This is a genomic window from Hasllibacter sp. MH4015 (assembly GCF_020177575.1).
In the GTDB taxonomy this organism is placed as follows: domain Bacteria; phylum Pseudomonadota; class Alphaproteobacteria; order Rhodobacterales; family Rhodobacteraceae; genus Gymnodinialimonas.
The window spans coordinates 1,442,308-1,466,286 of record NZ_JAHTBK010000001.1 but is presented as its reverse complement, the minus strand read 5'-3'; the positions used below and the strand labels follow the sequence as shown (position 1 = coordinate 1,466,286).

Sequence of the window (23,979 nt, the reverse complement as noted above, 5' to 3'; positions counted from 1 at the left end):
CGGATCGGGGGACGCTTCTTACGGTTCCCCCCGATCCTCATGTCAGTTCCTGTGACGCGTGGGCCTCAGCTTTCGGCGGGCGTCTCGGCGGGGGCCTCTTCGGCCGGCGCGTCGGCTGCAGCCTCGGCGGCGGGCGCTTCTTCGCTCAGCGCCTCCTCGACGGACCCTTCCTCAAGCGCACCCAGATCGACACCGGCGGTCTCCATCTGCGTGGTCATACCATCGAGCGCCGCGCGGGAGATCAGATCGCAGTAGAGCGCAATCGCGCGCGCCGCGTCGTCATTGCCGGGGATGATGTAATCCACACCATCGGGCGAGCAATTGGTGTCGACCACGGCCACGACCGGAATACCCAGCTTCTTGGCTTCGGCAATCGCCAGGTCTTCTTTGTTGACGTCGATCACGAAGATCAGGTCAGGCAGGCCACCCATTTCGCGGATACCGCCAAGCGACGCCTGCAGCTTGGTCTGGTCCCGCTCCATGCCCAGACGTTCTTTCTTGGTCAGACCTTCGAGGGATCCATCCGCCGTCTTCTCATCAATCTCCTTGAGGCGGGAGATGGAGTTCGACACGGTTTTCCAGTTGGTCAGCGTGCCGCCGAGCCAGCGGTGGTTCATGTAATACTGCGCGCAGCGTTCGGCCGCCTCGGCGATGGGCTTCTGCGCCTGGCGCTTGGTGCCGACGAAAAGAATCCGGCCACCCTTGGCGACGGTTTCGCGCACGACCTGAAGCGCCTGCTCCAGCATCGGGTGGGTCTGCGTGAGGTCGATGATGTGGATACCGTTGCGGTCGCCATAGATGAACTCGCCCATACGGGGGTTCCAGCGTTGCGTCTGGTGGCCAAAGTGAACGCCAGCTTCAAGAAGCTGACGCATGGAGAATTCGGGAAGCGCCATGCCATATTCCTTTCCGGTTTGCGCGTAGGGCGAAGGATAGGATTGCTCCAACCGGTGGACCGACCCGGGGAATTTGCCCCGGAAGCCCGCCTTCGCCTGAGAAGTGGGGGTCCATTAGGGGAGATGGCGATACGATGCAAGCCCCCAGCCACGCCTGCCCCCGACTAGCGCGCCATGGGTGTCGGTTTTTGGGCAAGATGCCGCGCGCAACGCTTGCGGGCGCGGGACGGGGCAGGCAAGAGAGGGCCATGGCGAAGACACCCGACATCCTGTGTATCGGCGCGGTCCTGTGGGACATCATCGGGCGCAGCCCGTCGGTAATGCGCGAAGGCTCCGACGTGCCGGGGCGGATCACGCGCCTACCGGGTGGCGTGGCGCTCAATATAGCCATGGCGCTCAAAGGTTTCGGCCTTTCACCCGCGCTTCTGACGGTTGTGGGTCAGGACGAGGAAGGGGCGGAGCTGATCCGCGCCTGCGATGCGCTGGGGCTCATCACCGATCACATCTATCGCTCGGCCGATCTGCCGACGGACCGCTATATGGCCGTGGAAGGCGCAAACGGCCTGATCGCCGCCATCGCCGATGCCCATTCGCTGGAGGCGGCCGGCGCGAAAATCCTGCGCCCGTTGGAGCGTGGCACCCTTGGCACGGATCCGTTTCCGGGCATTGTCGTACTTGACGGAAACCTGACCGTCGGCCTGCTGACGGATATCGCAACCCGCACCCATTTCGCGGCCGCCGATCTGCGTGTCGCGCCCGCCTCCCCCGGCAAGGCCCTGCGCCTGCTGCCGTTCCTCGATGCCACGCGGGCAACGCTTTACGTCAATCTTGAGGAGGCGGGGCTACTGCTGAAGGCGCCACAGCCCGACGCCACGAAAGCGGCCCTTGCCCTGCGCGCGCGCGGCGCCCACCGCGTCTCCGTCACAAATAGTGGGGCGGAGGCGGCCTTCGCCTGGGACACCCACATCGTGACCGCCACACCACCCGAAGTGCTCGTCACCCGGGTCACGGGGGCCGGGGATACATTCATGGCGGGCCATATCAGCGCCGAACATGCCGGCGCAGACCCCGAAACCGCGCTTGGCACCGCCCTGCGCGCCGCCGCCACATATGTGTCCGGAGAGACTCCGTTTTGACCGACCTGCCCCTCCATTTTTCCGCCGAGATCGCCGTCGCCCGCGCCGCGGGCACCCCGATCGTTGCGTTAGAATCGACGATCATTACCCACGGCATGCCGTATCCCCAGAACCTCGAGACCGCGCGCTTGGTGGAAGGCGATATCCGCCGCAACGGGGCGGCGCCCGCGACCATCGCGGTGATGGAAGGCAGGATCCATATCGGGCTGGACGATACTGAACTGGAAACGCTCGCCCAAACACGGAACGCTGCCAAGCTCAGCCGCGCGGACCTCGCCGTGTGCCTTGCCACGGGCGGTATCGGGGCGACGACCGTGGCCGCGACAATGATCTGTGCCGCCCTTGCCGACATCGCTGTCTTTGCCACGGGCGGTATCGGCGGCGTGCATCAGGGCGCGGAGCGGAGCTTTGACATCTCCGCCGACCTCACCGAATTGTCCCGGACACCCGTCAGTGTCGTTGCGGCCGGCCCCAAGGCGATCCTCGACATTCCCAAGACGCTTGAAGTACTCGAAACCCTCGGCGTGCCGGTCATCACCTTCCGCCAGGATGCAATCCCCGCCTTCTGGAGCCGGGACAGCGGCCTGGGCACTCCCCTACGCCTCGACACGGCCAGCGAGATCGCCGCCGCCCATCGCATGCGGGCGCGCCTTGGCCTGCCGGGTGGCCAGCTTGTCACCAACCCGATTCCTCAGGAGGCGGAGATCCCCGCTGAGACGCTTCTTCCGCTCATCGCACGGGCGCAGACGGAGGCGGAGGAAAAAGGCATCACCGGCAAGGCCGTCACCCCGTTCCTGCTGCAACGGCTGTTCGAGCTGACGGAAGGTGCGACGCTTACCGCAAATATCGCGCTGGTGCGCAACAACGCGCGCCTTGCCGCCCAAATTGCGGGCGCATTACCGGCGTAAACGGCTTGTCCGCGAACCGACGCTTGTGCCGCCCCACGCGCCTGCCTAGATACATGTCAGACCAGTCTTCGCCCGAGTTCCGCCGACCCCATGCAACTGCCTGATCCCAATCAGCCCCCGAAGCGCCGTTTTCTCGGCTCGATCCGGTCGAGCTTCCTGACGGGGCTCATCGTGATCGCGCCGATCGGGATCACGGTCTGGCTGATCTGGTCGCTCACGGGTTGGATCGATTCATGGGTCCTGCCGTTCATCCCCGACGCCTATAACCCGGCGATGCTCATCAACCGCTGGACGGGGATCGAGATCAATATCCGCGGCATCGGCGTGGTGACGTTCCTGCTCTTCACCATCATGGTGGGGTGGATGGCCAAGGGGCTGATCGGGCGGTCGATGATCCGGTGGGCGGAATCGCTTGTCTTGTCCATCCCGCTGATCCGCACGCTCTATTCCGGCCTGAAGCAGATCGCAGAGACGATCCTGCAACAGGGCCAGCAGAATTTCGACAAGGCGTGCCTGGTCGAGTATCCGCGCAAGGGGATCTGGGCCATCGCCTTCATCTCCACCACTGCCAAGGGTGAAATCGCGGCCCGCGCGCCCGAGGATATGGTGTCGGTCTTCCTGCCCACCACGCCCAACCCGACATCCGGGTTTCTGCTGTTCATCCCCAAGAAGGACGTGATCGTGTTGGATATGAGCGTGGAGGATTCGGCCAAGCTGATCATCTCGGCGGGTCTCGTCTATCCCAATTCCCAAGACCCGACGCGGCCGACGGAGCAATTGCCGGACGCGGCAGAATAGCCGCGCCGCAAGTCACACTCCATCAAGGTTAACGCGCGCCACCGCCGCTTGCCAGTTTCCCCCCGGCCCCGTCTTCCATGTGCCAAAAATATCCCGGGGAGCGCGAGGGGCTGGCCCCTCGCTTGAAGACCGTCGCGCCGGTACGCCCGGCGCGCCCCGCCTATCCCCCCCTCATTCCTCGACCCACCAGACATCCGGCTGCCAGCCGATCCAGTCCCCGTAAATCGGGATATAGTCAGGGAAGTTCAGCTCCGCGTTGAAGGCCAGGCGGCTGATCGGGTTGTGGTGAAACGGCACCACGTAGCGTTCCGAAATCAGGACGCGGTCCAGCGCCTGAACCGCCGCACGGTAATCGGCCTGGTCAGCGGAATTCAGCAGCTGGTCGATCATCGCCTCGATCGCCGGGTTGCAACCGCCGTGGAGGTTACGACCTCCCTCCTGCTCTGCCACCTCGCAGCCCCAGTAGTTGCGCTGCTCGTTGCCGGGGGACATCGACAGACCCCAGCGGTAGTAGATCATGTCGAAATCATAGACATCGCGCCGTTCGCGGAACTGGGCACTGTCAACCCGCGTGACCTCCACATCAATGCCAAGCCGATCCAGCGCCTCGGTGTAGATGTTGGTGATCGCGTCATTTTCCGACGATCCGGTCTGCAACAGGATCTCGAAGGTCACGGGGCCATCGGGGCCGGTCATCACCCCGTCAACCAGCTCGTATCCCGCCTCCTCCATCAACTCGATGGCGCGCCGGATACCGCTCCGGTTGCGTTCCGATCCGTCGGAGACGGGCAATTCATAACCCTCGATCGCGCCCGGCAGCAAATCCTCCGCGAACGGTTCGAGGAATTCGGCCACCCGCCCCTCAGCCGGCCCCGGTTCCATTGACAGGGGCGAGTTGGAGAACGGCGACGTGATGCGCGGATCCACCCCACCATTCACGGTCTGGTTGATGAATTCGAAGTTGAACGCCTGGATCATCGCCTCGCGCACCCGCCAGTCGGAGAAGAGCGGGCGGCGCGTATTCATGACATACCCGGTCATGCCCGACGGCCGCTGGTGGGCGACTTCGGCCAATTCGACCTCCCCATTTTGAACCCGCGGGAAATCGTAATCCTCCGCCCAGGCCTGTGCCGACGTTTCCCGCATGGTCGTGACAATGCCGGAGGTGAACGCCTCCCGCATCGCGGTGCCGTCGGCGAAGAACTCCATGCGGATCTCGTCGATCACATTGGTGCCGCGCCGGAACGGAATGTCCGCACCCCAGTAATCGGGATTGCGCCGCAGGGAGAGATATCGCCCGGCCTCGAAATCGTCGATGATGTAGGGGGCAGTAGTGATCGGGATCGTGTCGAGGCCGCTTTCAAAGAAATCCTGATCCTCCCATTGGGCGGCTTGCAGGATCGGGCGATAGCCCATGATCATCGCCAATTCGCGATCCGCTTCCGCCAGGGTGAAACGCACGGTGCGCTCGCCCACGGCTTCAAGACTTTCGACCCGGCTCCACGCGCCAAGATAGCGAGGATGGCCCTCTGTCCCGAGCGTCTCGTAGGACCAGATCACATCCTCGACCGTGACGGGGCTGCCATCGGAAAACGCGGCTTCCGGGCGCAGCGTAAATTCCACCCATGTGTTGTCGTCCGCAATCTCCACGGATTCCGCGAGCAGGCCGTAAAGCGTGAACGGCTCGTCCCAGGACCGGCCAAGCAGCGATTCGTAGGCGAGGAATCGCAGCTGCCAGGGGACGGAGCCTTCGCGGATATGCGGGTTGAGCGAATCGAAGGAACCAACCTCGCCCGTGACGATTCGTCCGCCCGTGGGCGCGTCGGGGTTCGCATAGGGCAGATGGGTGTAATCCGCCGGCAGCGCCGGCTCCCCGTACATCGCGACACCATGGGTGGCGTCCGCCAAGCCCATATTGGCCAGACCGAGTGTCAGCGCCGCAAGTGCCGCACCTTTCCTGAAACAATTCGTCTGCATCTGCGAACAATCCTCCTGCGGCTCGATTTTGTTATGGATCAAGGCTATCCCTGCCTGCCGGGAAGGGCAAACTTTTCGGTTGGACAAGGGCCAAGTCATTGCTTATAAAGGGGTCACTGCTCGATAGGTTTCTTGCCTGTATGAAACCTGCCTCAATGACTTAACCCTGGCCTTGTGCCAGGGTTTTTTTTGTCCCGCTCCCAGCACACGAACGCCGCGCGCGCCCGGTTGTCTTCCGGGCATCCGGGAATGTGGCGCTCCGCCCTGTTCATCTCGCACCTGCAGCATTACCGTGCGGGCAAATCGAACGAACGGAGCATTCACCCATGGCGATCATCACCGATCTTTCCGGCAAAACCGCCGTCATCACCGGCTCGAATTCTGGCATCGGGCTCGGTATCGCAAGGGAACTGGCGCGCGCGGGCGCCGATGTCGTCCTGAACTCCTACACCGACCGGGACGAGGATCACGCACTGGCCCGCGAGATCGCGGAGGCCCATGGCGTGAACGCGCGCTACATTCAGGCGGACCTGTCCAAGGGCGAAGCGGCCCGCGCGCTGATCGAGCAGGCGGGCGCTTGCGATATCCTGATCAACAATGCCGGTATCCAGCACGTGGCCCCCATCGACGAATTCCCGGTGGAGAAATGGGACGCCATCATCGCCATCATGCTGTCCTCGGCCTTCCACACCACCGCGGTCGCGTTACCGATGATGCGTGACGCAGGCTGGGGGCGCGTCATCAACATCTCCAGCGCCCACGGGCTGACCGCGTCGCCCTACAAGTCGGCTTACGTCTCCGCCAAGCATGGCGTTGTGGGCATGACCAAGGTGGTGGCGTTGGAAACCGCGAAGGAGCCGATCACCGCGAACGCGATCTGCCCCGGCTACGTGTTGACGCCGCTGGTGGAGGCACAGATCCCCGACACCGCCAAGAAATACGACATGACGGAAGAGGAAGTGACCCAGAAAGTCATTCTAGAGCGCCAACCCTCCAAGGAATTCGCCACGACGGAGCAATTGGGCGGCGTCGTTGCCTTCCTCTGCTCTCCCGCTGCCGACCAGATTACCGGCACGACCATCAGCGTGGATGGCGGTTGGACCGCTTTGTGACCTGCACCACCTCATACGAACCCTCATTCAAGGAGCTTCCCCATGGCCGATCAACCCGAGGCCCGGCGCGACAAGCTGGAGATCGAGGATACGTTTCTGTGCGGCTCCACCTTCGTCCGGGTCAGCCTCAAGGACGCGCGGATCACCGACAGCCACCTGATGGATGCCCATATCGAAGACGTGAATGCGACCGGTCTGGCCTTCGAGAACGTCAACCTGACCGAGACGAGGTTTCATGACGTCAACATGGCGCAGGCCCATATCGACTATGCCAATTTGACCGGGCTCAAGATCACCGACGCCAACATGACCGACACGCGCATCAGCAACGTCAACATGACCGGCTTCCACCTGTCCAACGTGAACTTGACGGGGGCAGAGATCGCCAACGCAAACATCACCGACATGAAGATCGACGGCATTCTGGTCAGCGATCTTCTGACGCTTTGGAAAGACACCCATGGCGCGTAAGGCAATGGCCGCGGCCAAACCGATCAACCTTGCGTTGCAAGGGGGCGGCGCGCACGGCGCGTTCACCTGGGGTGTGCTTGAGGCCATTTTGGAGAACCCCGAGGTTGAGATCGCCGCGATCTCCGGCACGTCGGCGGGGGCGTTGAACGGGGTGGCGGTGAAATCCGGCCTGTCCCAGGGGTCCCGGGCGCTGGCCCTGGAAACGCTGGAAAAGGTCTGGGAACAGGTCGGTGCGATCACGGATGATGCCTTCGCGCCCTGGCTCAACACGTTTTCCCCCCAGGCCGTCAGTATGGCGATCGAAACCTCCCTGCCCTTCGCAGTCGGCGACACGATCAGCCGCATGGTCAGCCCCTATGCCAGCGGCCCGTTTTACCAGAACCCTCTGCAACCCATCGTGGCCGATTTCAGCTATGACACGATATGCTGTGAAGAGGGCCCGGCCTTCCACATCTGCGCAACCAATGTCCGCACGGGCAAGATCCGCGTCTTTACTGGGCCGGAAATCTCTCCCGGTGCGATCATGGCGTCTGCCTGCCTGCCCACCATGTTCCGCGCCGTAGAGATCGAAGATCCCGTGACCGGCACGCTGGAGGCCTATTGGGACGGCGGCTATACCGGCAACCCGGCGCTTTTCCCGCTTTTTGCGCCGGATCTGCCGCGCGACATCGTGATCGTGAACATCAATCCGCTTTACCGCGACGAGGTGCCCACCACGGCGCGCGCGATCCAGAACCGTGTCAACGAGATCAGCTTCAACACCTCGCTCCTGCGCGAATTGCGCGCCATCGAATTCGTGCAGCGGCTGTTGCACCGCGATCTGATCGACGGCGACCGGATGAAGGATGTCCTGATCCACATGATCGCCGACGATGCGCTGATGCGCAAATTGTCGGTGGCGACGAAACTGGTGGCAACACCGCAGATCTTGCATCAACTACGCGTTGCGGGCCGGGACGCAGCGGAGACGTTCCTGCGCGAGGATATCGACCGGATCGGCGAGGACAGTACCGTCGATTTGCGCGCAATGTTCGGATAGCGCGGAACCCGGAGGCCCGTGTCGCGTTTCCCGCCTGTGCAACAGGAAAGGGAAACCCCATGAAATGGAATGACGTCACTGCCAACTGGCCCTCGGTCTTTGCGTCGCTGAAGGCGCGGTTTCCCTATCTGACGGACGACATTCTGATCGCTGCGGATGGCCAGCGCCGCGCCTTGGAAGTTGCGATCGCCAATGAGCATGACCTGTCTCACTCCGAAGCGCGCGAGGCTCTGGACGATTGGCTGGAAGGCCCGATGCCGTCCGACGCGCGGACCCATCCGACACAAGACAACGTGGCGATGTTCAACAGCCGCAAATACGTGCCCGCCCAGGAAGACGTCTATTCCGACGATGCGCGGTTCGGGGATGATCAAACGGTGGAAGAGCCTGCCCGTCGCCGCGCCTGAGATCGGGCTATCGCGGCGCGGTAAACGTGGCTAGGCCATCGACGTGACCCACAGGATTTCCGCATCGTCGTCGGAAATGGAAACGACGTTGTGTCCCATGCCAGCGTCGTAATAGGCACTGTCGCCGCGGACCATGTCGACCGGCTGATAGAATTCGGTGAAGAGGCGGACACGCCCGGTCAGCACATAGAGGAATTCCTCGCCCTCGTGGCGGATCCAGCCATCGAATTCCTCGAAGGACCGCGCTCGGATACGCGCGCGGTAGGGCAGCATGGATTTCCGGGTCAGCTGGTCGGCCAGCAATTCATGTTCGTAAGTGGTGGTCAGGTGAGGCGTCCCTTCCCCCCGCCGCGACGTCGCCATGCGCCCGCCCGCTTGGGGCGTGTCGGCCGGGGTAAAGAGCTGCGGGACCGACATGCCGAGGCCGGAGGCGAGTTTCTTCAACGCTTCATACGTCGGCGACATCTGCCCGTTTTCGATCTTGGAGAGGGTTGAGCGCGCCAACCCGGCCTCCTGCGCCGCTTGTTCCAGCGTCCACGTGCGCGCTTTGCGCAACTCGCGAACGCGCTGACCCAAATCGACGGGTGTGGCCCGGGCTTCTTCGCCGGAGGCGCGGGCCAATCGGATCAGGCTTGGTTGAGACGTCGGATCGCTCATGGTCCGTGCCCTACCGCAGGCCGGGCCGCGCTTGCAACAGCGCGCGTGCGCGCATAGGCCAAAGGCCATGGAGCTTCCTTCCGATCCCTTCAACCTGTCCGAGTATGTCTTGGCCCCGGCGTACAAGCAGCCTGAGAAGATTGCCCTGGCGATCCTTGGCCCCTCACGGGCCGAACGCTGGTCCTACGCCCGTCTGGCGGAGGCGGTGACGCGCGCGGGAGGTGGGATGCTTGCGGCGGGCATTTCGCCGGGCGATCGCTTGCTTCTGCGCATGGGCAACAGCGCGCATTTCCCGATTGCGTTTCTGGGCGCGATCCGCGTAGGGATCGTGCCGATGCCGACATCGGCCGCCCTGACCGGCCCGGAGATCACGCGGGTCGCAGAAAGCCTTCCGCCCCACGCTATCCTGGCCGAACCGGGAATCGCCTTGCCGAAGATCGATGTGCCCGTGTACGGCGTCGACATTCTCGACGGGCCGGAAAGCCCGTGGTGGAAGACGCTGGCCGATGAATTGGCCTATGTCGTGTTCACCTCCGGCACGTCCGGTCGCCCGAAGCCCGTGCGCCATGCCCACCGCGCCGTTTGGGCGCGGCGCATGATGTGGCGCGATTGGTACGACCTGCGCGCGGATGATCGGCTCATGCACACGGGCGCGTTCAACTGGACCTACACACTTGGCACCGGATTGCTGGATCCATGGGCCGCTGGGGCCACCGCGCTTGTGCCTGCCGCCGGCACGGACCCCGCGATGCTGGGGCTTCTTGCCAAGCGCCACGATGCGTCGATCCTTGCCGGAAGCCCGGGTATCTTCCGCAAGCTCCTTGCCCACGATCTGCCGAAACTGCCCAAGCTCCGCCACGCGCTGTCGGCGGGGGAGGCTTTGCCCCCGTCTCTCCGCACCCGCTGGCAGACGGCCACCGGAACCGACATCCACGAAGCACTCGGCATGTCGGAATGCTCTACGTTTCTCAGCGGCTCCCCGACCTGGCCAGCGCCCGAGGGGTGCATCGGCTATGCGCAGACAGGGCGCCAGCTTGCGGTTCTGGACGACGCAGGTGAACCCGTTGCGGACGGCACGCCGGGCCATCTGGCGATTCATCGTTCCGATCCGGGGCTGATGCTGGGATATATCGAGGCGGGAGGGCGCCCGAACTTGCCCCTGACAGGCGCGTATTTCGTCAGCGGCGATCTGGTCACGCGCCGCCCGGACGGGGCGTTCACCTATCACGGACGCGCCGATGATGTGCTGACCGCTGGCGGTTTCCGTATCGCGCCCGCGGAAATCGAGGCGGCCTTCGATGGCGCGCCGGGGCTGACGGAATGTGCGGCGCTCACGATCCAACCGAACCCGGAAACGACCCTTCTTGCCCTTGCCTATTCCGGCACTGCCAGTGAGGGTGACCTGCGACGCTTTGCGGAGCCGAACCTCGCCAGACACAAACACCCGCGCGCCTATCTCCGCGTCGACGCGTTGCCGCGCGGCGGAAATGGCAAGCTGGACCGCCGCGCCCTGCCCGCCCTTGTGAAGGATCTGACATGATCAAGCTCGACATCTTATCCGACCCGATTTGCCCGTGGTGCTATATCGGCTGGACCAATCTGGCCCGTGCCATGGAATCCCGTCCCGATCATCCGTTCACGATCGAATGGCATCCGTTCCAGCTTAACCCCGACATGCCACCGGAAGGCATGGATCGCCGCGCCTATCTGGAGGGCAAGTTCGGCGGCAAGGAAAACGCCGTGCGTGCCTATGCGCCGGTCGCGGAAAAGGCACAAGAAGCTGGACTCTCCCTGAACCTGGAAGGGATCACGCGCACGGCCAACACGCTCAACGCGCATCGGTTGATCCATTGGGCGGGGATCGAGGGACGGCAGACACCAACCGTTCTGGCGCTGTTCCGGGCCTATTTCATTGACGGACGCGATATCGGGGATGTTCCGACGCTTCTGGACATCGCCGAGAGCGTGGGGCTGGAGCGTGACATGATCGCGAAGCTATACGAGAGCGACGCGGACGCCGCGGACATGCAGGCCCGCGACGCCCATGCCCGGTCCCGAGGCGTTCAAGCGGTGCCTACGTTCATCGTCGCGTCGCAACACGCGGTGCCCGGTGCGCAGCCGCCCGAGCAATGGGTGGCGATCATCGACGATCTGAACGCACAGCTGGCCAAGGCGACATCCGAAGGCTCCGACGCGTGAGCGGGCAAATACATCGCGCGCATATGCGACGAACACCATGAACGACACGCGCATCTCCGCGCCGCCGCGCCTGTCGCAGGTGGAGTTCGTGGCGCTGATCGGAATGCTGTTTGCCACCATCGCGTTTTCCATCGACGCGATGTTGCCCGCCCTGCCCGACATCGCGGCGGAGCTGACCCCGACACAGCCGACCTACGCGCAATTGGTGCTGACGAGCTTTATCCTTGGCATGGGCCTGGGCACGCTTGTCACCGGCCCCCTGTCCGACGCCTTTGGACGCAAGCCGGTCATCTTGGTCTTTGCGGGTCTCTACATGGTCGGGGCGGTTCTGGCGTGGCTCGCGCCGACGATGGAGCTGATGGTCGCCGCGCGCATTCTTCAGGGCTTCGGGGCCGCCGGGCCGCGCGTTGTCTCGCTTGCGCTGGTCCGCGACCTCTATTCCGGGCGCGATATGGCAAAGATCGTGTCCTTCGCGATGCTGGTCTTCACGCTGTTCCCCACGATTGCCCCCCTGATCGGTGCGGGCATCATCGCCGCCTTCGATTGGCGCACGATCTTTCTGACATTCGTGTTGTTCATCACCTTGTCCGTCGGATGGCTGACCCTCCGCCAGTCGGAGACTTTGCCGCCGCGCGCGCGCAAACCCCTGAATGCGCGGCAATTGTGGGCCAGCACGAAAGAGGCCCTGGCCAATCGGCAAATGCAGTTTTCGATCGGCGTGCAGACCCTGATCTTCGGGTTCCTTTTCGGGACCATCTCGTCCATCCAGCAGATTTTCGACCTGACCTACGGGATGGAGGCCGCGTTTCCGTGGCTGTTCGGCGCGATTGCGATCCTGTCGGCGCCCGCCGCCCCGCTCAACGGCAGGCTCGTCGTGCGGCTTGGCATGCGCCCGCTGGTGCGGCGCGCCCTTGTCGTTCAGACGGCGATTGCCGCCACCGTTATTGGCCTTCTGCTTATCGGCCTTCCGCTTGGGGCGGAGGTCTGGGTGTATTTCCTTTGGTGCGTGACGGTTTTCGCAACCCTCGGCTTCACCATCGGCAACCTAAACGCCTTGGCGCTGGAGCCGTTGGGACACATTGCGGGGTTGGCGGCATCGTTGATGGGATCCTTCGCAACCATCGGCGGCGCGGTCCTCGGGGCCCTGATCGGACAGCTTTATGACGGAAGCGCGGTGCCGCTGGCCGTCGCCACGGCGATCCTGTGCGGCATCGGTGCGTTCGCCATGCGCTACATGCCGCGCGAAAAGCTCTGAGGGGTCACTCGGCCGGGGCCGTCGCGCCCGCCTGCGCGCGGCGACGGTCCAGCGACCGCCACCACAGTGCCACGACGATCACGTTCGGCACCCAGCAGGTCCAGCCGAGATACGGGAAGACCACATCCATGTCCCAGAACAGCCGCAGGATCGGCAATTGCAGGCGGAATGACACGGCCCCGAAGCTGAGCGCGGCCATCATCACCATCCAGCGCCGGTGATATTCGAAGTCGCGCTGCCGGATGTACCACATGCCCATGACCAATGCGCCGAACCATGCCACGGAGCCAAGCGCGAAACCTGCCTCCGACCAGAAGGGAAGCGCCATGTTGAAGCTGATGGGCGGGGTCGTCAGTGCGGCAATCGTGACGATCGGAACGAGCGCCCATCCAAGGTAGACGTGCTTGCGTCGGTCGCCGCGGCGCCACATCCGGCTGACCTGCAGCGGCACAAGTAGGACCGCAAGGCCACCGGCCACCATATGCACCGCAAGGATCGAGCCCACGTTTTCGATGTGGTAGGCAACATGGTCCGCACCGCGCGAAATCCCCTCGTATACGAACGCGCCCCATGTGGGCCAGAACCCCTCCCCCCAATGGGCGAAGACGCCGTGGATCAAGCCGGGCGGGACGAATTTGAAGGCCGATGCCGCGGACAGGGCGGAGAAGAGCAGAAACGCGTACCAACCCCATCGCGGCATCTCGCGCCGCGGGGTGGGATTGGGACCGGATTGGTATTTGTCTGTCATGCTCAGGGCTCTGCCACTGGCGCACTGGCTGCGCCTTGATGTGGGTCATACTAGAAGCGTTCGCCCACCTCAATGGCAGCGCGCTCACTCGGCGGCGCTGCGCCCCTCGGACGCGGCCTTGTAGGGATGAACCTCGCCGCCCTCATCGTCGGTATCCGCCGTCTCCTCCTGCCCGATTGTGAAACTGGCACCAAAGCCGTGCAGCACGATCGACAACAAGATGGTCAAGATCGCCGCGGCCCACACCCCTTCGATATCCGCGCCGAAATCGGCGTGGTTCTGGGCATAGGCGATATAGAAGATCGACCCCATCCCCCTGATCCCGAAGGCCGCGACCTTCCATCGGGACAGGTCATCGCATCGGAGCCCGACCATGGCGAGGAACCCCGCGGCGGGCCGCACCACCAACAAAAGCAGCAAGGCCAGGGCCCATTCCCGCCAGCCGATCCCGTCCAACACGCCCGAGGCCGCATACATCCCCAGCCAGATCAGCAGGAGCGCCAGCAGGATGGATTCCAGCTGATCCGCCCCGTGATGCACGAATTTCTCGTAGTTTTCCTGATCCGTGTCGCGTGTATGGGATCGCCCGGCGCGCGTCGCCACGAAAACCGCCAGGAACCCGTATCCATCGACCGCTTCGGTAACGCCGTAGGACAGCATCGTGGCACCCAGCACCATGATGATGGAATTCCACGCGCCGTTGCTTGCATCCCCCCAGGGCGAGGTTGCGAAGCGCGTCAGGATCCAGCCTACAGCGTATCCCACCACGATGGCCGCCGCGACCCTGTAGGCGAAATCGAAGCTGAGCCAGTCCCAGATCCAGTCCTGCCATTGACCCTGGCTCGCCCCGTAAAGCGCGATGGAAATCGCAAGGTAGATGAAGGGGAAGGCCAGCCCGTCATTCAGGCCCGCCTCGGTCGTGAGCGCCAGTTGCATCGGCGTCTCACCCTTGCCCGGTGCCTCCACCTGCACGGACCGCGCCAAGACCGGATCGGTCGGCGCGAGGGCTGCGGCCAGAAGCATCGCGGCTGCAAGCGACATGCCGAGAAGCCACATTCCCAGCCAGGCCACCGCAATGATGGTCAGCGGCATGGTGACTAGAAGCAGGCGATACGCCGCGTTGCCGTTCTTCCAGGTCAGGCGCGCGTCGATGGCCAGGCCTGCACCGGCCAATGAGATGATGACGATCAACTCGGACATATGTTCCAACACCCGCGCCTGCAGGTCCGACGCCAGCGGATCGAGCGTGGGCAGCCCGATCCAAGCCAGAAGCGCGCCGCACGCGACGTAGATCAACGGAAAATTGGCGAGGCGGTATTTTGACAAGGCGGGTTGCAGGGTCAGCCCGAGGAACGCCAACCCGGCGACAGTGTAGAATACGTCACGATCGTCAATCATATGCGGGCCACCCCTTCCGCGTGAAACGCAAGTATCGTGCTATTTGTTCCCGGCGCCATCCTTCGCCAAGGTCGCGAGGTCGCGGGCAATGGCGAAGGTTCCCTTGATCTTGTCGGCGTCCTTCAGCCATTCGTGCATCACGACGATCTTGTTGTCCTTGACCTTCGCGCGCCCGTCCTGCGCCTGAACGAAATCGACCAGCCCGGCGGGGTTCGGGAACTTGTCATTGTGGAACTGGATGGTCGCGCCCTTCGGCCCGGCATCGAGCTTGGCGATGTGGGCGCGTTTGCACATCGCCTTGATCCGCACGATCAGCAGCAGCGTGTTGACCTCCTTAGGCAGCTTTCCGAAGCGGTCGATCAACTCCGCGGCAAAACCCTCCAACTCCACCTTGGTCTCAAGCTGCGACAGGCGGCGATAAAGACCAAGGCGCACGTCCAGATCAGGCACGTAATCCTCCGGAATCAGAACCGGCACGCCGAGGTTGATCTGGGGCGACCATTGGCCATCGTCGGCCACCAACCCCTCGCCCGCGCCGGAGCGGATGTTGGCAATCGCCTCCTCCAGCATCGACTGATAAAGCTCGAACCCCACCTCCTTGACGTGGCCCGATTGCTCCTCCCCCACGATGTTGCCTGCGCCACGAATATCGAGGTCCTGGCTCGCAATCGTGAACCCCGCGCCAAGGCTGTCGAGGCTGCCCAAGACGCGCAGTCGCTTCTCGGCGGTAGGTGTCAGTTTTCCGCGCGGCTTGGTCGTCAGGTAGGCATAAGCCCGCGTCTTCGCGCGCCCCACTCGGCCCCGGATTTGGTAAAGCTGCGCGAGGCCGAACATATCGGCGCGGTGGATGACCATGGTGTTTGCGGTCGGGATGTCGATGCCGGATTCCACGATGGTCGTGGCCAGTAGCACGTCGTATTTGCCGTCGTAAAACGCGACCATCCGGTCGTCCAATTCCCCCGCGGCCATCTGGCCATGGGCGGTGATGAAGCTGACTTCCGGCACGTGGTCGCGCAGGAATTCCTCGATCTCCGGCAGGTCTTGGATGCGCGGAACGACGTAAAAGGATTGCCCGCCGCGGTAGTGTTCCCGCAACAGCGCCTCGCGGATTGTGACAGCGTCGAATTCGCTGACATAGGTGCGGATCGCAAGCCGGTCGACCGGCGGTGTGCCGATCATCGACAGGTCGCGCACGCCCGAAAGCGACATCTGCAACGTGCGCGGGATTGGCGTTGCCGAAAGCGTGAGGACATGGACGTCCGAGCGCATTTCCTTGAGACGTTCCTTGTGGGTCACGCCGAACCGTTGTTCCTCGTCAATGATCATCAGGCCAAGGTTCTTGATCCGCACGGATTTCGCCAGAACCGCGTGGGTGCCGATCACGATATCGACGGAGCCGTCGGCCAAGCCCTTGCGAGTCTGCTCCGCCTCCTTGGCGCTGACGAAACGGCTAAGCTGGCGCACGGTGATCGGGAAGCCGCGGAAGCGATCCTGAAAAGTCTTGGCATGCTGACGCGCAAGCAGCGTGGTGGGCGCGATCACCGCCACTTGCATGCCCGCCGCCGCCGCAACAAATGCCGCGCGCATCGCCACTTCGGTCTTGCCGAAACCGACGTCACCCACGACCAACCGGTCCATGGGGCGACCGAGGGTCAGATCCTCCAGCACATCGGCGATGGCCGCCAGTTGGTCGTCGGTCTCCTCATAGGGGAAGCGGGCGTTGAACGCCTCCCACATATCGCCCGGCGGCTCGTAGATCGGCGCGCTGCGCAACTCCCGTTCTGCGGCGATGCGGATCAGCTTGTCGGCAATCTGCCGGATACGCTCCTTCAGCTTCGCTTTCTTGGCTTGCCACGCGCCGCCGCCAAGCTTGTCGAGCAACCCCTCGTCATGGCCATAGCGGCTGAGCAATTCGATATTCTCGACGGGGAGGAACAGCCGGTCGCCGCCCGCATATTCCAGCGCGATGCATTCGTGCGGCGCACCGGCGGCCGTGACCGTCTCCAACCCCTTGTAACGTCCGACGCCGTGATCGACATGGACCACCAGATCACCGGGACTGAGACTTTGGGCCTCCGTCAGGTAATTCTCTGCCCGTTTGACTCGGCGCTTGGGTCGGATCAGGCGATCCCCGAGCACATCCTGCTCAGAAATCACGGTCAGATCGCCACCGGTGAACCCTTCCTCCAACGGCCAGACGGTCAGAGTGAGGGTTCCCTTCGCGCCGATCCCCCGCGCGTCGTCGGCGCGGGTCATCTCGGTGATGCCCTCATCCTCCAACAGGCCTTCAAGCCGCTCTCGCGCCCCCTCGGACCACGACGCGATCAGCACGGCGGATGTCCTGCGCATCGCGTTAACGTGATCTGCCAAGGCTCCGAAAAGGCTGATATTTTCCTGCTGTCGCTCCGGTGCGAAATTACGCCCCAGCCGCCCCCCGGCGTCGATCACCCCGGGCCCGCTCGCGGCTGCGTGAACGGAGAATTGCATCACTCGTCTATCGGCCACCGCTTTGGTCCAGGCGGCATCGTCCAGGTACAACAGTTCCGGTGGCGCCGGTTTGTAGACGGTATCGAGCCGCCCCTTCTGGGTCAGGGCCGTTTTGCGCGTGTCGTATTGATCCGTGATGCTGTCCCACCGTGCGATCCGCTGCGGAGTGGATTGATCGTCCAGCGTGATCGTAGCGTCAGGCACGTAATCGAACAGGGTTTCAAGGCGCTCATGGAAGAAGGGCAGCCAATGTTCCATGCCTTGCGCCTTGCGCCCCGCGGTCACCGCCTCGTAGAGCGGATCTTCGGAGCCGCCGGCCCCGAATTCGACACGGTAATTCTGCCGGAAGCGCGCAATCGCCGCCTCATCGAGGATGACTTCCGACACCGGCGCCAGTTCAATCCGGTCGAGGGTTTGCGTGGTGCGCTGGGTCGCTGCGTCGAAGCGGCGCGCGCCATCAAGCACGTCGCCGAACAGGTCCAGCCGCACGGGGCTGTCCTCCCCCGGGGGCCAAACGTCGATGATCCCGCCGCGCACGGCATAGTCGCCGGGCTCCGTCACCGTGGGCGTCTGGACATAACCCATGCGTACCAGAAATTGTCGCAAAGCGGTTTCATTAATCTGTCCGCCGACCTGCGCGACGAAAGCCGAGGTGGCGAGCAGATCCCGCGGTGGCACGTATTGCGTCGCCGCGTTCAGCGTCGTCAGAACTACGAACGATCCGGACAAACCCGCGGCAAGGGTGGCCAAGGTCGCCATGCGCGCCGCCGAAATCTCCGCCTGGGGCGAAACGCGATCGTAAGGTAGACAATCCCATCCGGGCATTTGAAGGACCGGCATGGAAGGATCGAAGAACGCCAGCGCAGTGGCCATGGCGCGCAGCCGCTTGTCATCCCGTGCGATATGCAGGACCGGGCCCTTCGCCGCCTCCCGCAGGACCAGCGTGGCGTCGAAGCCTTCGGGCGCGCCGCCGCACAGGATATGTTTGGGATCAGCCATGGAGCGCCTGACCTACGCCGCCGCGCGCCCGTGTCAAGATGGACTAGCCCAACGGGCCAACATTGACGTTCTGGAACATGCCCCAGAAGGCGGTAATGAAAATGAACACGACCCCAAGCATCTGCACCATCGTCCGGTGCTGACGCAGGATCTGCGGCACGTGGGAATAGTCATCCGCGCGCAGCCGCGCCGCGGTCCATGTCCCCAGCGCCAGCACCAGCATGGAGGGGCAGAGCAAGAGGAAGATCGCCTGGCAGAACTCCACGCCGTACACCCACCCGATTAGGGCAAGGGAGGTCAGAAGGAAGGTGGCGAACGCGGTGGCGGGGATACTGGACGTCTCGGCGTAATGCAGCATCCGCTCCGCGTTCATCCGGGCAAGCACCAGCATGTCCGCCTCTGCCTGGGCATCGCCACGGCGCGCGCGGGTCACAAGGTGATAGGGTACCCCGATCGTCCAGTGGGACATCGACGACCACAGGATCGCCAGCACGATCCAGTACCACAGGTTCGAAAACGACCTGAGGTCAATCACTTCGGTGACGAGATCGAGGAAGTCCAACGGGGGGTGTCCAGCGTGGTCGTGTGCCTAATTCGGCGGCACAATAGGCGGGCGGTTTGCGGGATACCAGCCCCCCGCGCCATGCTTGCGCGACGGGCGTTGCCGTGGCACCCCTGTCAGGGAAACGTGACGACAGAAAGACCTGACACGATGAGCGTCAATCAAGCCCCCTACCCGATGACCCGCTTCCGCCGGCCCCGCGCCACGGCGCCCCTCCGCAACCTCGTGCGCGAAAGCAGCCTGTCCGTGGATGACCTGATCTGGCCGGTTTTCGTGTGTGACGGGCAGAACGAGCGGCAGGCCGTGGCCTCCATGCCCGGCGTCGAACGCCTGTCGGTGGATCTGCTAGTGGATACCGCCCGCCATGCCGCATCGCTTGGCATCCCGGCCATCTGCATCTTCCCCTACACCGACGCCTCCCTGAAAACCGAGCTGTGCGAGGAGGCGTGGAACCCCGACAATCTGTCGAACCGCGCCATTCGCGCCATTCGCGACGCGGGCATCGAGATCGCGATCATGACCGACATCGCGCTCGACCCCTACAACATCAACGGCCATGACGGGTTCGTCCGGGACGGAGAAATCCTGAACGATGAAACGGTAGAGGCCCTGGTCAAGATGGGCCTCGCGCAGGCGGAGGCGGGCGCAGATATCCTTGGCCCCTCCGACATGATGGACGGGCGCATCGGCGCGCTCCGTTCCGCGCTGGAAGAGAACGGGCATACCAACGTCACGATCATGTCTTACGCGGCGAAGTTCGCGTCGGCCTTCTATGGTCCTTTCCGCGATGCCGTGGGCGCCTCCGGTGCACTGGTCGGGGACAAGAAAACCTACCAGATTGATCCGCTGAACGGGCGGGAGGCGCTCAGATGCGTCGAGCGTGATCTGCGGGAGGGCGCGGATATGGTGATGGTCAAACCCGGCCTGCCCTACCTCGACATGTGTCGACAGGTGAAGGACCGCTTCGCCGTGCCGACCTATGCCTACCAGGTGAGCGGTGAATACGCGATGATCGAAGCGGCAGCGGCGAATGGATGGATCGACGGCGAAAAGGTAATGCTCGAATCCCTGATGGCCTTCCGGCGCGCAGGCTGTGACGGCGTGCTCAGCTACTTCGCGCCACGGGTCGCGCGCATCCTCAACCGATAGCGGTATCATCGGCGAAAACCCGCAGGTCTTGTGGTTTCCCGGATGACAGCGCGCCGGTTTCGGCGTAACCTTGCCGACAATGACCGGGGACCAATCCCCGGCGTGAGGCTCAACTAGGCAAGGTACTCCCATGGCACATGGTCTTTCGAGACGTTCCGTCCTTCTTGGCGCAGGCTCCGTTCCGCTTCTGGCGGCGTGCGGCAACCCGCTTGGCAATTCCAACGGCCCGCGCATCGACGCGCGCGTTGATGCCGCAATCGACTTTATGCAGCAAGAGGTGCCCGGCACGACGGAGCTGGTGAACACCGCGTCAGGCATGCTGGTGATGCCGCTGATCACCGAAGCGGGCTTTGGCTTTGGCGGCGCTTACGGGCGTGGCGCTTTGCGGGTCGGCGGCGCGACGGTGGATTACTATTCCGCCGTATCCGGCTCGTTCGGGTTGCAGATCGGCGCGCAGCAATACGCACATACATTGTTCTTCATGACACCCGCCTCCCTCAGCGAATTCCGCAATTCCGTCGGCTGGTCCGTGGGCGGTGACGTGCGCTATGCGGTCAACACCAATGCCGGAACGCTCGGCTTCGACACGGCCACACTGGCGGAGCCGGTGATCGCCGTGATCTACGGACAGGCCGGGTTGATCATCGGGGCGACGCTGGACGGCACCCGTTACACGCGGATCATTCCCTGACACTCTCGGACATGTGACTGGTCGCGTCGGTGCGGGCCATGCCACCCTTTCCTCATCTCGGGAAAGGATCTTCGCATGTTTCGAATACTTGCCGCCCTGCTGTTTCTGTCCCTGCCGCTGACCGCGCAGGAGGTCTCGGACCTGTCCCCGCGCGACGGGTGGGCGGTGCATTCCACGGATCTGGACTTCGACACCCTGGTCGAACGGACCGGCGCAGCCGTGGCGGACAACGGCATGGCCATCGTCACCCGGGCCGGCCCGACCGGAGCCGCGGCCAACCGGGGCATTACCATACCGGGCAATATGGTGATCGGTGTCTTCAACAATGACTTCGCGGTGCGGATTCTGCGCCTATCGACGCCTGCGATGATCCACGCGCCGGTCCGGCTTTACGTGACGGAGAATGCCGACGGCACGGCCACGCTCAGCTATATCCGCCCGTCCACGCTGCTTGCACCCTATGTCGGGGAGGCGGGCGTGGAGCTTTCCGACGCTGCGTCGGAGCTTGATGGGATCTTCGCCGCCATTGCCGAGACCGCCGCCACGCGATAGACGCGAGCGATGTGAGTTTCCCGGGCAAGGACCAGCGCGCATATGGTGACGATTTTGCGATGGCTGACACGGTTTGTGACCGTGGGTGTCGGCATCCTTGTCGTTGTCGTGATCCTTGGATGGTGGATGGCCAGCCGGTCGATCCCGGACTACGAGGCCGATTGGGACGTGCGTGGCATTGATGGCCAGGTGCAGATCGTCCGCAACACGGCTGCCGTGCCGCATATCTTCGCGCTGACCGACCACGACGTCTATTACGGGCTTGGATTCGCCCATGCCCAGGACCGGCTGTGGCAGATGCTGATGATGCGCCGGACGGCCCAGGGCCGCCTGTCTGAGGTGTTCGGCCCGCGCACGTTGGAAATCGACGATCTGATGCGCCGGTTGGATTTCACGACCCATGCGCGCGCTTCCCTTGATGCCTATTCCGATGACAGTCGCGCAATTTTTCAGGCCTATGCCGACGGGGTGAATGCCTGGCTCAGGCTGGTGGGGTCGGAGGCGCTGGGGCGCGGTGCGCCAGAGCTGTTCCTCTTCGAGCCCGAGATCGCGCCGTGGCGGCCGGTGGATTCGATCATGGTCTCGCAGCTTCTCGCCCTCGAACTGGCCACGCACCACGAGAACGAGGTGCTGCGCGCGCGCGCGTCCCTTGCCCTGCCAGAGCCCGCAAGGATCGCAGATCTGATGCCCGACGCGCCCGGCACCGGTGCCGCGGAACTGGGCGATTTCGCAAGTATCCTGGAAATCCCCCGTACCATGTTCGCCGATGCAAGTGCGGCCCCGTCCTGGCCGCGCGATGCGCTGCATCCGAACTGGCAGGGCGTGAACAGGGGCGGCGCGTCGAATATCTGGGCCGCGACCCCCGCCCGGTCCGCCGCCGGTGGTGCTCTCATGGCGTCCGATCCGCACCTGACACTGACCGCGCCGTCGCTATGGTACCTTGTGCGGCTAGAGCTGGCCACGGGCGGCGTCATCGGCGCGAGCATTCCCGGCACACCCGCCATCCTCAACGGTCGGTCCGAGCGGTTGAGCTGGGGCATCACCTCCGCCTATCTCGACGATATCGACCTCTATGTGGAGCAGATAAACCCGGACAATCCGGAGGAATACCGCACCCCCGACGGATGGGCCCGGTTCGAGACACGGCGGGAGATCATCGAGATCGCGGGCGAAGCCCCGGTGACGATCACCTTGCGCAACACGGAAAATGGCCCGGTCATCCCGGGCGGCCACTGGAACATCGCCGCCGTAACCCCGCCCGGTCACGTCATGTCGATGCGCTGGACCGCGCTGAGTGACGAGAACACGTCGATCCAGGCCGCGCTGCGCCTGATGCGCGCCCGCACGATCGAAGAGGGATTGGACGCGGGGGAGGATTTCGTTGCCCCGTCCGCCAACCTGATGCTGGCCTCCGACGATGGCCGCGTCGCGATGCAGTTGATCGGTCATATGCCATGGCGCCTTGTCGAGCATGAGACGGAGGCGCGGATGCCGTCGCGCGGCTGGATCGCGGGCAATCGCTGGCAGGGTATCACGCAATACTTCGCGAACCCGACCTTTCTTGATCCCGAAAGCGGCGTGCTTGGCAACACCAACAACAAGATGGTGGATCGGGAGTTTCCGCTCCACGTCTCCTTCCTCTGGGGGGATACGCAGCGGATCACACGGTTGAGCCGCCTGATGGAGGTGCGGGAGGTTCATACCCGGGACAGTTTCATCGAGGCGCAGTTGGATACCGTCTCCCCCGCCGCGCGAAACCTGCTGCCGCTCGTCGCGCGGGAATTGTGGTTCACCGGAGAGCCCGCCGCCCCCGGCACTGCGGAACGGCGCAGGCAGCGGGCGCTGGCCCTACTGGCCAACTGGAACGGAGAGATGAATGAGCATCTGCCCGAGCCCCTGATTTTCAGCGCATGGATGCGGCACCTGCAACACCGCTTGATCCAGGATGATATCGGCCCATTGGCCGAGGAGTTCTGGCAGGTGGAGCCGATCTTCATCGAACGGGTGTTCCGCGACGTGGCGGGCGCGTCGATCTGGTGCGACGTGCGCCCCTCGACAATCGAGGAAAGCTGTACCGATATCGCCCGTATCGCGCTTGACGAGGCGTTGCAGGATTTATCCGAGAGATACGGCGACGATCTGGAAAGCTGGCGGTGGGGCGCGGCGCACGAAGCAGTCCACGAACACCCCGTTCTTGGCGACACGCGGCTCTTTTCGTGGATTGTCAACATTCGCCAGGCGACGTCGGGCGGGGATTTCACCCTGAATCGCGGCGCGTCCCCGGGCACCGGCCCAGAGCCGTACCTGAATACCCACGGCGCGGGATATCGTGGGGTTTACGACTTCGCCGATCCCGACAGTTCGGTCTTCATCATATCGACCGGGCAATCGGGTCACCCGCTGTCCCCCCACTACGATGATCTGGGGGAGCTGTGGCGGCGCGGGGAATACGTGCCGATGACCTTGGACCCGGATCTTGCGCGGGCGGGCAATATCGGAATTTCGGTGCTTCGGCCGCTGGACTAGCGCGACTTCATC

At 63.8% G+C, this 23,979-nt stretch carries 21 protein-coding genes; 14 read left to right on the top strand and 7 right to left on the bottom strand.

Annotated elements, in window-relative coordinates; translation table 11 throughout:
- Positions 1–65 precede the first annotated feature (65 nt).
- Positions 66–896, bottom strand: a complete 831-nt coding sequence (gene rpsB, locus KUW62_RS07630) for a 30S ribosomal protein S2 (RefSeq protein ID WP_224814896.1) — start codon at positions 894–896, stop codon at positions 66–68.
- A 248-nt stretch (positions 897–1,144) separates the two neighbouring features.
- Here rpsB and KUW62_RS07625 point away from each other — a divergent pair, with 248 nt between their 5' ends.
- The 3 genes from KUW62_RS07625 to KUW62_RS07615 all read left to right on the top strand — a co-directional run bounded on the left by KUW62_RS07625 (position 1,145) and on the right by KUW62_RS07615 (position 3,738).
- Positions 1,145–2,032, top strand: coding sequence for a PfkB family carbohydrate kinase (locus KUW62_RS07625; RefSeq protein WP_224814895.1), 888 nt, complete (start codon positions 1,145–1,147; stop codon positions 2,030–2,032).
- Positions 2,029–2,940 carry a pseudouridine-5'-phosphate glycosidase gene (locus KUW62_RS07620; RefSeq protein WP_224814894.1) on the top strand — a complete coding sequence of 304 codons (912 nt, stop codon included), beginning with the start codon at positions 2,029–2,031 and terminating at the stop codon, positions 2,938–2,940. Before KUW62_RS07625 ends, KUW62_RS07620 begins: the two co-directional genes overlap by 4 nt.
- Positions 2,941–3,030: 90 nt before the next feature.
- The gene (locus KUW62_RS07615; protein WP_224814893.1) at positions 3,031–3,738 is read left to right on the top strand and encodes a DUF502 domain-containing protein; all 708 of its coding nucleotides are present in this window, start codon (positions 3,031–3,033) and stop codon (positions 3,736–3,738) included.
- 171 nt (positions 3,739–3,909) lie between these two features.
- Here the strand turns inward: KUW62_RS07615 and KUW62_RS07610 are convergent, their stop codons facing one another.
- Positions 3,910–5,715 (bottom strand): extracellular solute-binding protein, encoded by a 1,806-nt coding sequence (locus KUW62_RS07610; protein WP_224817068.1) that lies wholly within the window; start codon positions 5,713–5,715, stop codon positions 3,910–3,912.
- A gap of 326 nt (positions 5,716–6,041) precedes the next feature.
- On the opposite strand from KUW62_RS07610, the gene KUW62_RS07605 reads away from it, so the two are divergent.
- Genes KUW62_RS07605 through KUW62_RS07590 form a run of 4 tightly spaced genes read left to right on the top strand, consistent with a single transcriptional unit; the run spans position 6,042 to position 8,744 of the window.
- On the top strand, positions 6,042–6,827 hold the full coding sequence (locus KUW62_RS07605) for a 3-hydroxybutyrate dehydrogenase (RefSeq protein WP_224814892.1): 786 nt from the start codon (positions 6,042–6,044) through the stop codon (positions 6,825–6,827).
- A gap of 42 nt (positions 6,828–6,869) precedes the next feature.
- Complete coding sequence (locus KUW62_RS07600; RefSeq protein WP_224814891.1) at positions 6,870–7,298, top strand: pentapeptide repeat-containing protein; 429 nt, start codon at positions 6,870–6,872, stop codon at positions 7,296–7,298.
- Positions 7,288–8,337 carry a patatin-like phospholipase family protein gene (locus tag KUW62_RS07595; RefSeq protein ID WP_224814890.1) on the top strand — a complete coding sequence of 350 codons (1,050 nt, stop codon included), beginning with the start codon at positions 7,288–7,290 and terminating at the stop codon, positions 8,335–8,337. Before KUW62_RS07600 ends, KUW62_RS07595 begins: the two co-directional genes overlap by 11 nt.
- Before the next feature lie 59 nt (positions 8,338–8,396).
- Positions 8,397–8,744 carry a hypothetical protein gene (locus tag KUW62_RS07590; RefSeq protein ID WP_224814889.1) on the top strand — a complete coding sequence of 116 codons (348 nt, stop codon included), beginning with the start codon at positions 8,397–8,399 and terminating at the stop codon, positions 8,742–8,744.
- 30 nt (positions 8,745–8,774) lie between these two features.
- On the opposite strand, the gene KUW62_RS07585 is transcribed toward KUW62_RS07590, so the two are convergent.
- Entirely contained in the window at positions 8,775–9,401 is a 627-nt protein-coding gene (locus tag KUW62_RS07585; protein WP_224814888.1) for a helix-turn-helix domain-containing protein, read from the bottom strand.
- 67 nt (positions 9,402–9,468) lie between these two features.
- Between KUW62_RS07585 and KUW62_RS07580 the strand changes: the two genes are divergently transcribed.
- From KUW62_RS07580 to KUW62_RS07570, 3 genes are read left to right on the top strand one after another with little or no spacing between them, the layout of a single operon-like run.
- The gene (locus KUW62_RS07580; RefSeq protein ID WP_224814887.1) at positions 9,469–10,941 is read left to right on the top strand and encodes a class I adenylate-forming enzyme family protein; all 1,473 of its coding nucleotides are present in this window, start codon (positions 9,469–9,471) and stop codon (positions 10,939–10,941) included.
- Positions 10,938–11,600, top strand: a complete 663-nt coding sequence (locus tag KUW62_RS07575; RefSeq protein WP_224814886.1) for a DsbA family protein — start codon at positions 10,938–10,940, stop codon at positions 11,598–11,600. The genes KUW62_RS07580 and KUW62_RS07575 overlap by 4 nt, the downstream gene beginning before the upstream one ends.
- Positions 11,601–11,637: 37 nt before the next feature.
- Positions 11,638–12,855, top strand: a complete 1,218-nt coding sequence (locus KUW62_RS07570) for a multidrug effflux MFS transporter (RefSeq protein ID WP_224814885.1) — start codon at positions 11,638–11,640, stop codon at positions 12,853–12,855.
- Positions 12,856–12,859: 4 nt separating this feature from the next.
- On the opposite strand, the gene KUW62_RS07565 is transcribed toward KUW62_RS07570, so the two are convergent.
- From KUW62_RS07565 to KUW62_RS07550, 4 genes are all read right to left on the bottom strand, one after another.
- Positions 12,860–13,603, bottom strand: a complete 744-nt coding sequence (locus KUW62_RS07565) for a DUF2306 domain-containing protein (protein ID WP_224814884.1) — start codon at positions 13,601–13,603, stop codon at positions 12,860–12,862.
- Positions 13,604–13,687: 84 nt separating this feature from the next.
- Positions 13,688–15,001: a sodium:proton antiporter gene (locus KUW62_RS07560; protein ID WP_224814883.1), complete on the bottom strand. Its 1,314-nt coding sequence runs from the start codon at positions 14,999–15,001 to the stop codon at positions 13,688–13,690.
- A gap of 39 nt (positions 15,002–15,040) precedes the next feature.
- Positions 15,041–18,487: a transcription-repair coupling factor gene (gene mfd / locus KUW62_RS07555; protein ID WP_224814882.1), complete on the bottom strand. Its 3,447-nt coding sequence runs from the start codon at positions 18,485–18,487 to the stop codon at positions 15,041–15,043.
- 43 nt (positions 18,488–18,530) lie between these two features.
- Positions 18,531–19,049, bottom strand: a complete 519-nt coding sequence (locus tag KUW62_RS07550) for a component of SufBCD complex (RefSeq protein ID WP_224814881.1) — start codon at positions 19,047–19,049, stop codon at positions 18,531–18,533.
- 150 nt (positions 19,050–19,199) lie between these two features.
- Between KUW62_RS07550 and hemB the strand changes: the two genes are divergently transcribed.
- From hemB to KUW62_RS07530, 4 genes are all read left to right on the top strand, one after another.
- Complete coding sequence (hemB, locus tag KUW62_RS07545; RefSeq protein WP_224814880.1) at positions 19,200–20,198, top strand: porphobilinogen synthase; 999 nt, start codon at positions 19,200–19,202, stop codon at positions 20,196–20,198.
- Between the two features lie 130 nt (positions 20,199–20,328).
- Entirely contained in the window at positions 20,329–20,889 is a 561-nt protein-coding gene (locus KUW62_RS07540) for a YSC84-related protein (RefSeq protein WP_224814879.1), read from the top strand.
- A gap of 75 nt (positions 20,890–20,964) precedes the next feature.
- Positions 20,965–21,441: a DUF302 domain-containing protein gene (locus KUW62_RS07535; RefSeq protein WP_224814878.1), complete on the top strand. Its 477-nt coding sequence runs from the start codon at positions 20,965–20,967 to the stop codon at positions 21,439–21,441.
- 42 nt (positions 21,442–21,483) lie between these two features.
- Positions 21,484–23,967, top strand: coding sequence for a penicillin acylase family protein (locus KUW62_RS07530; RefSeq protein WP_224814877.1), 2,484 nt, complete (start codon positions 21,484–21,486; stop codon positions 23,965–23,967).
- The last annotated feature ends 12 nt before the right edge of the window (positions 23,968–23,979 follow it).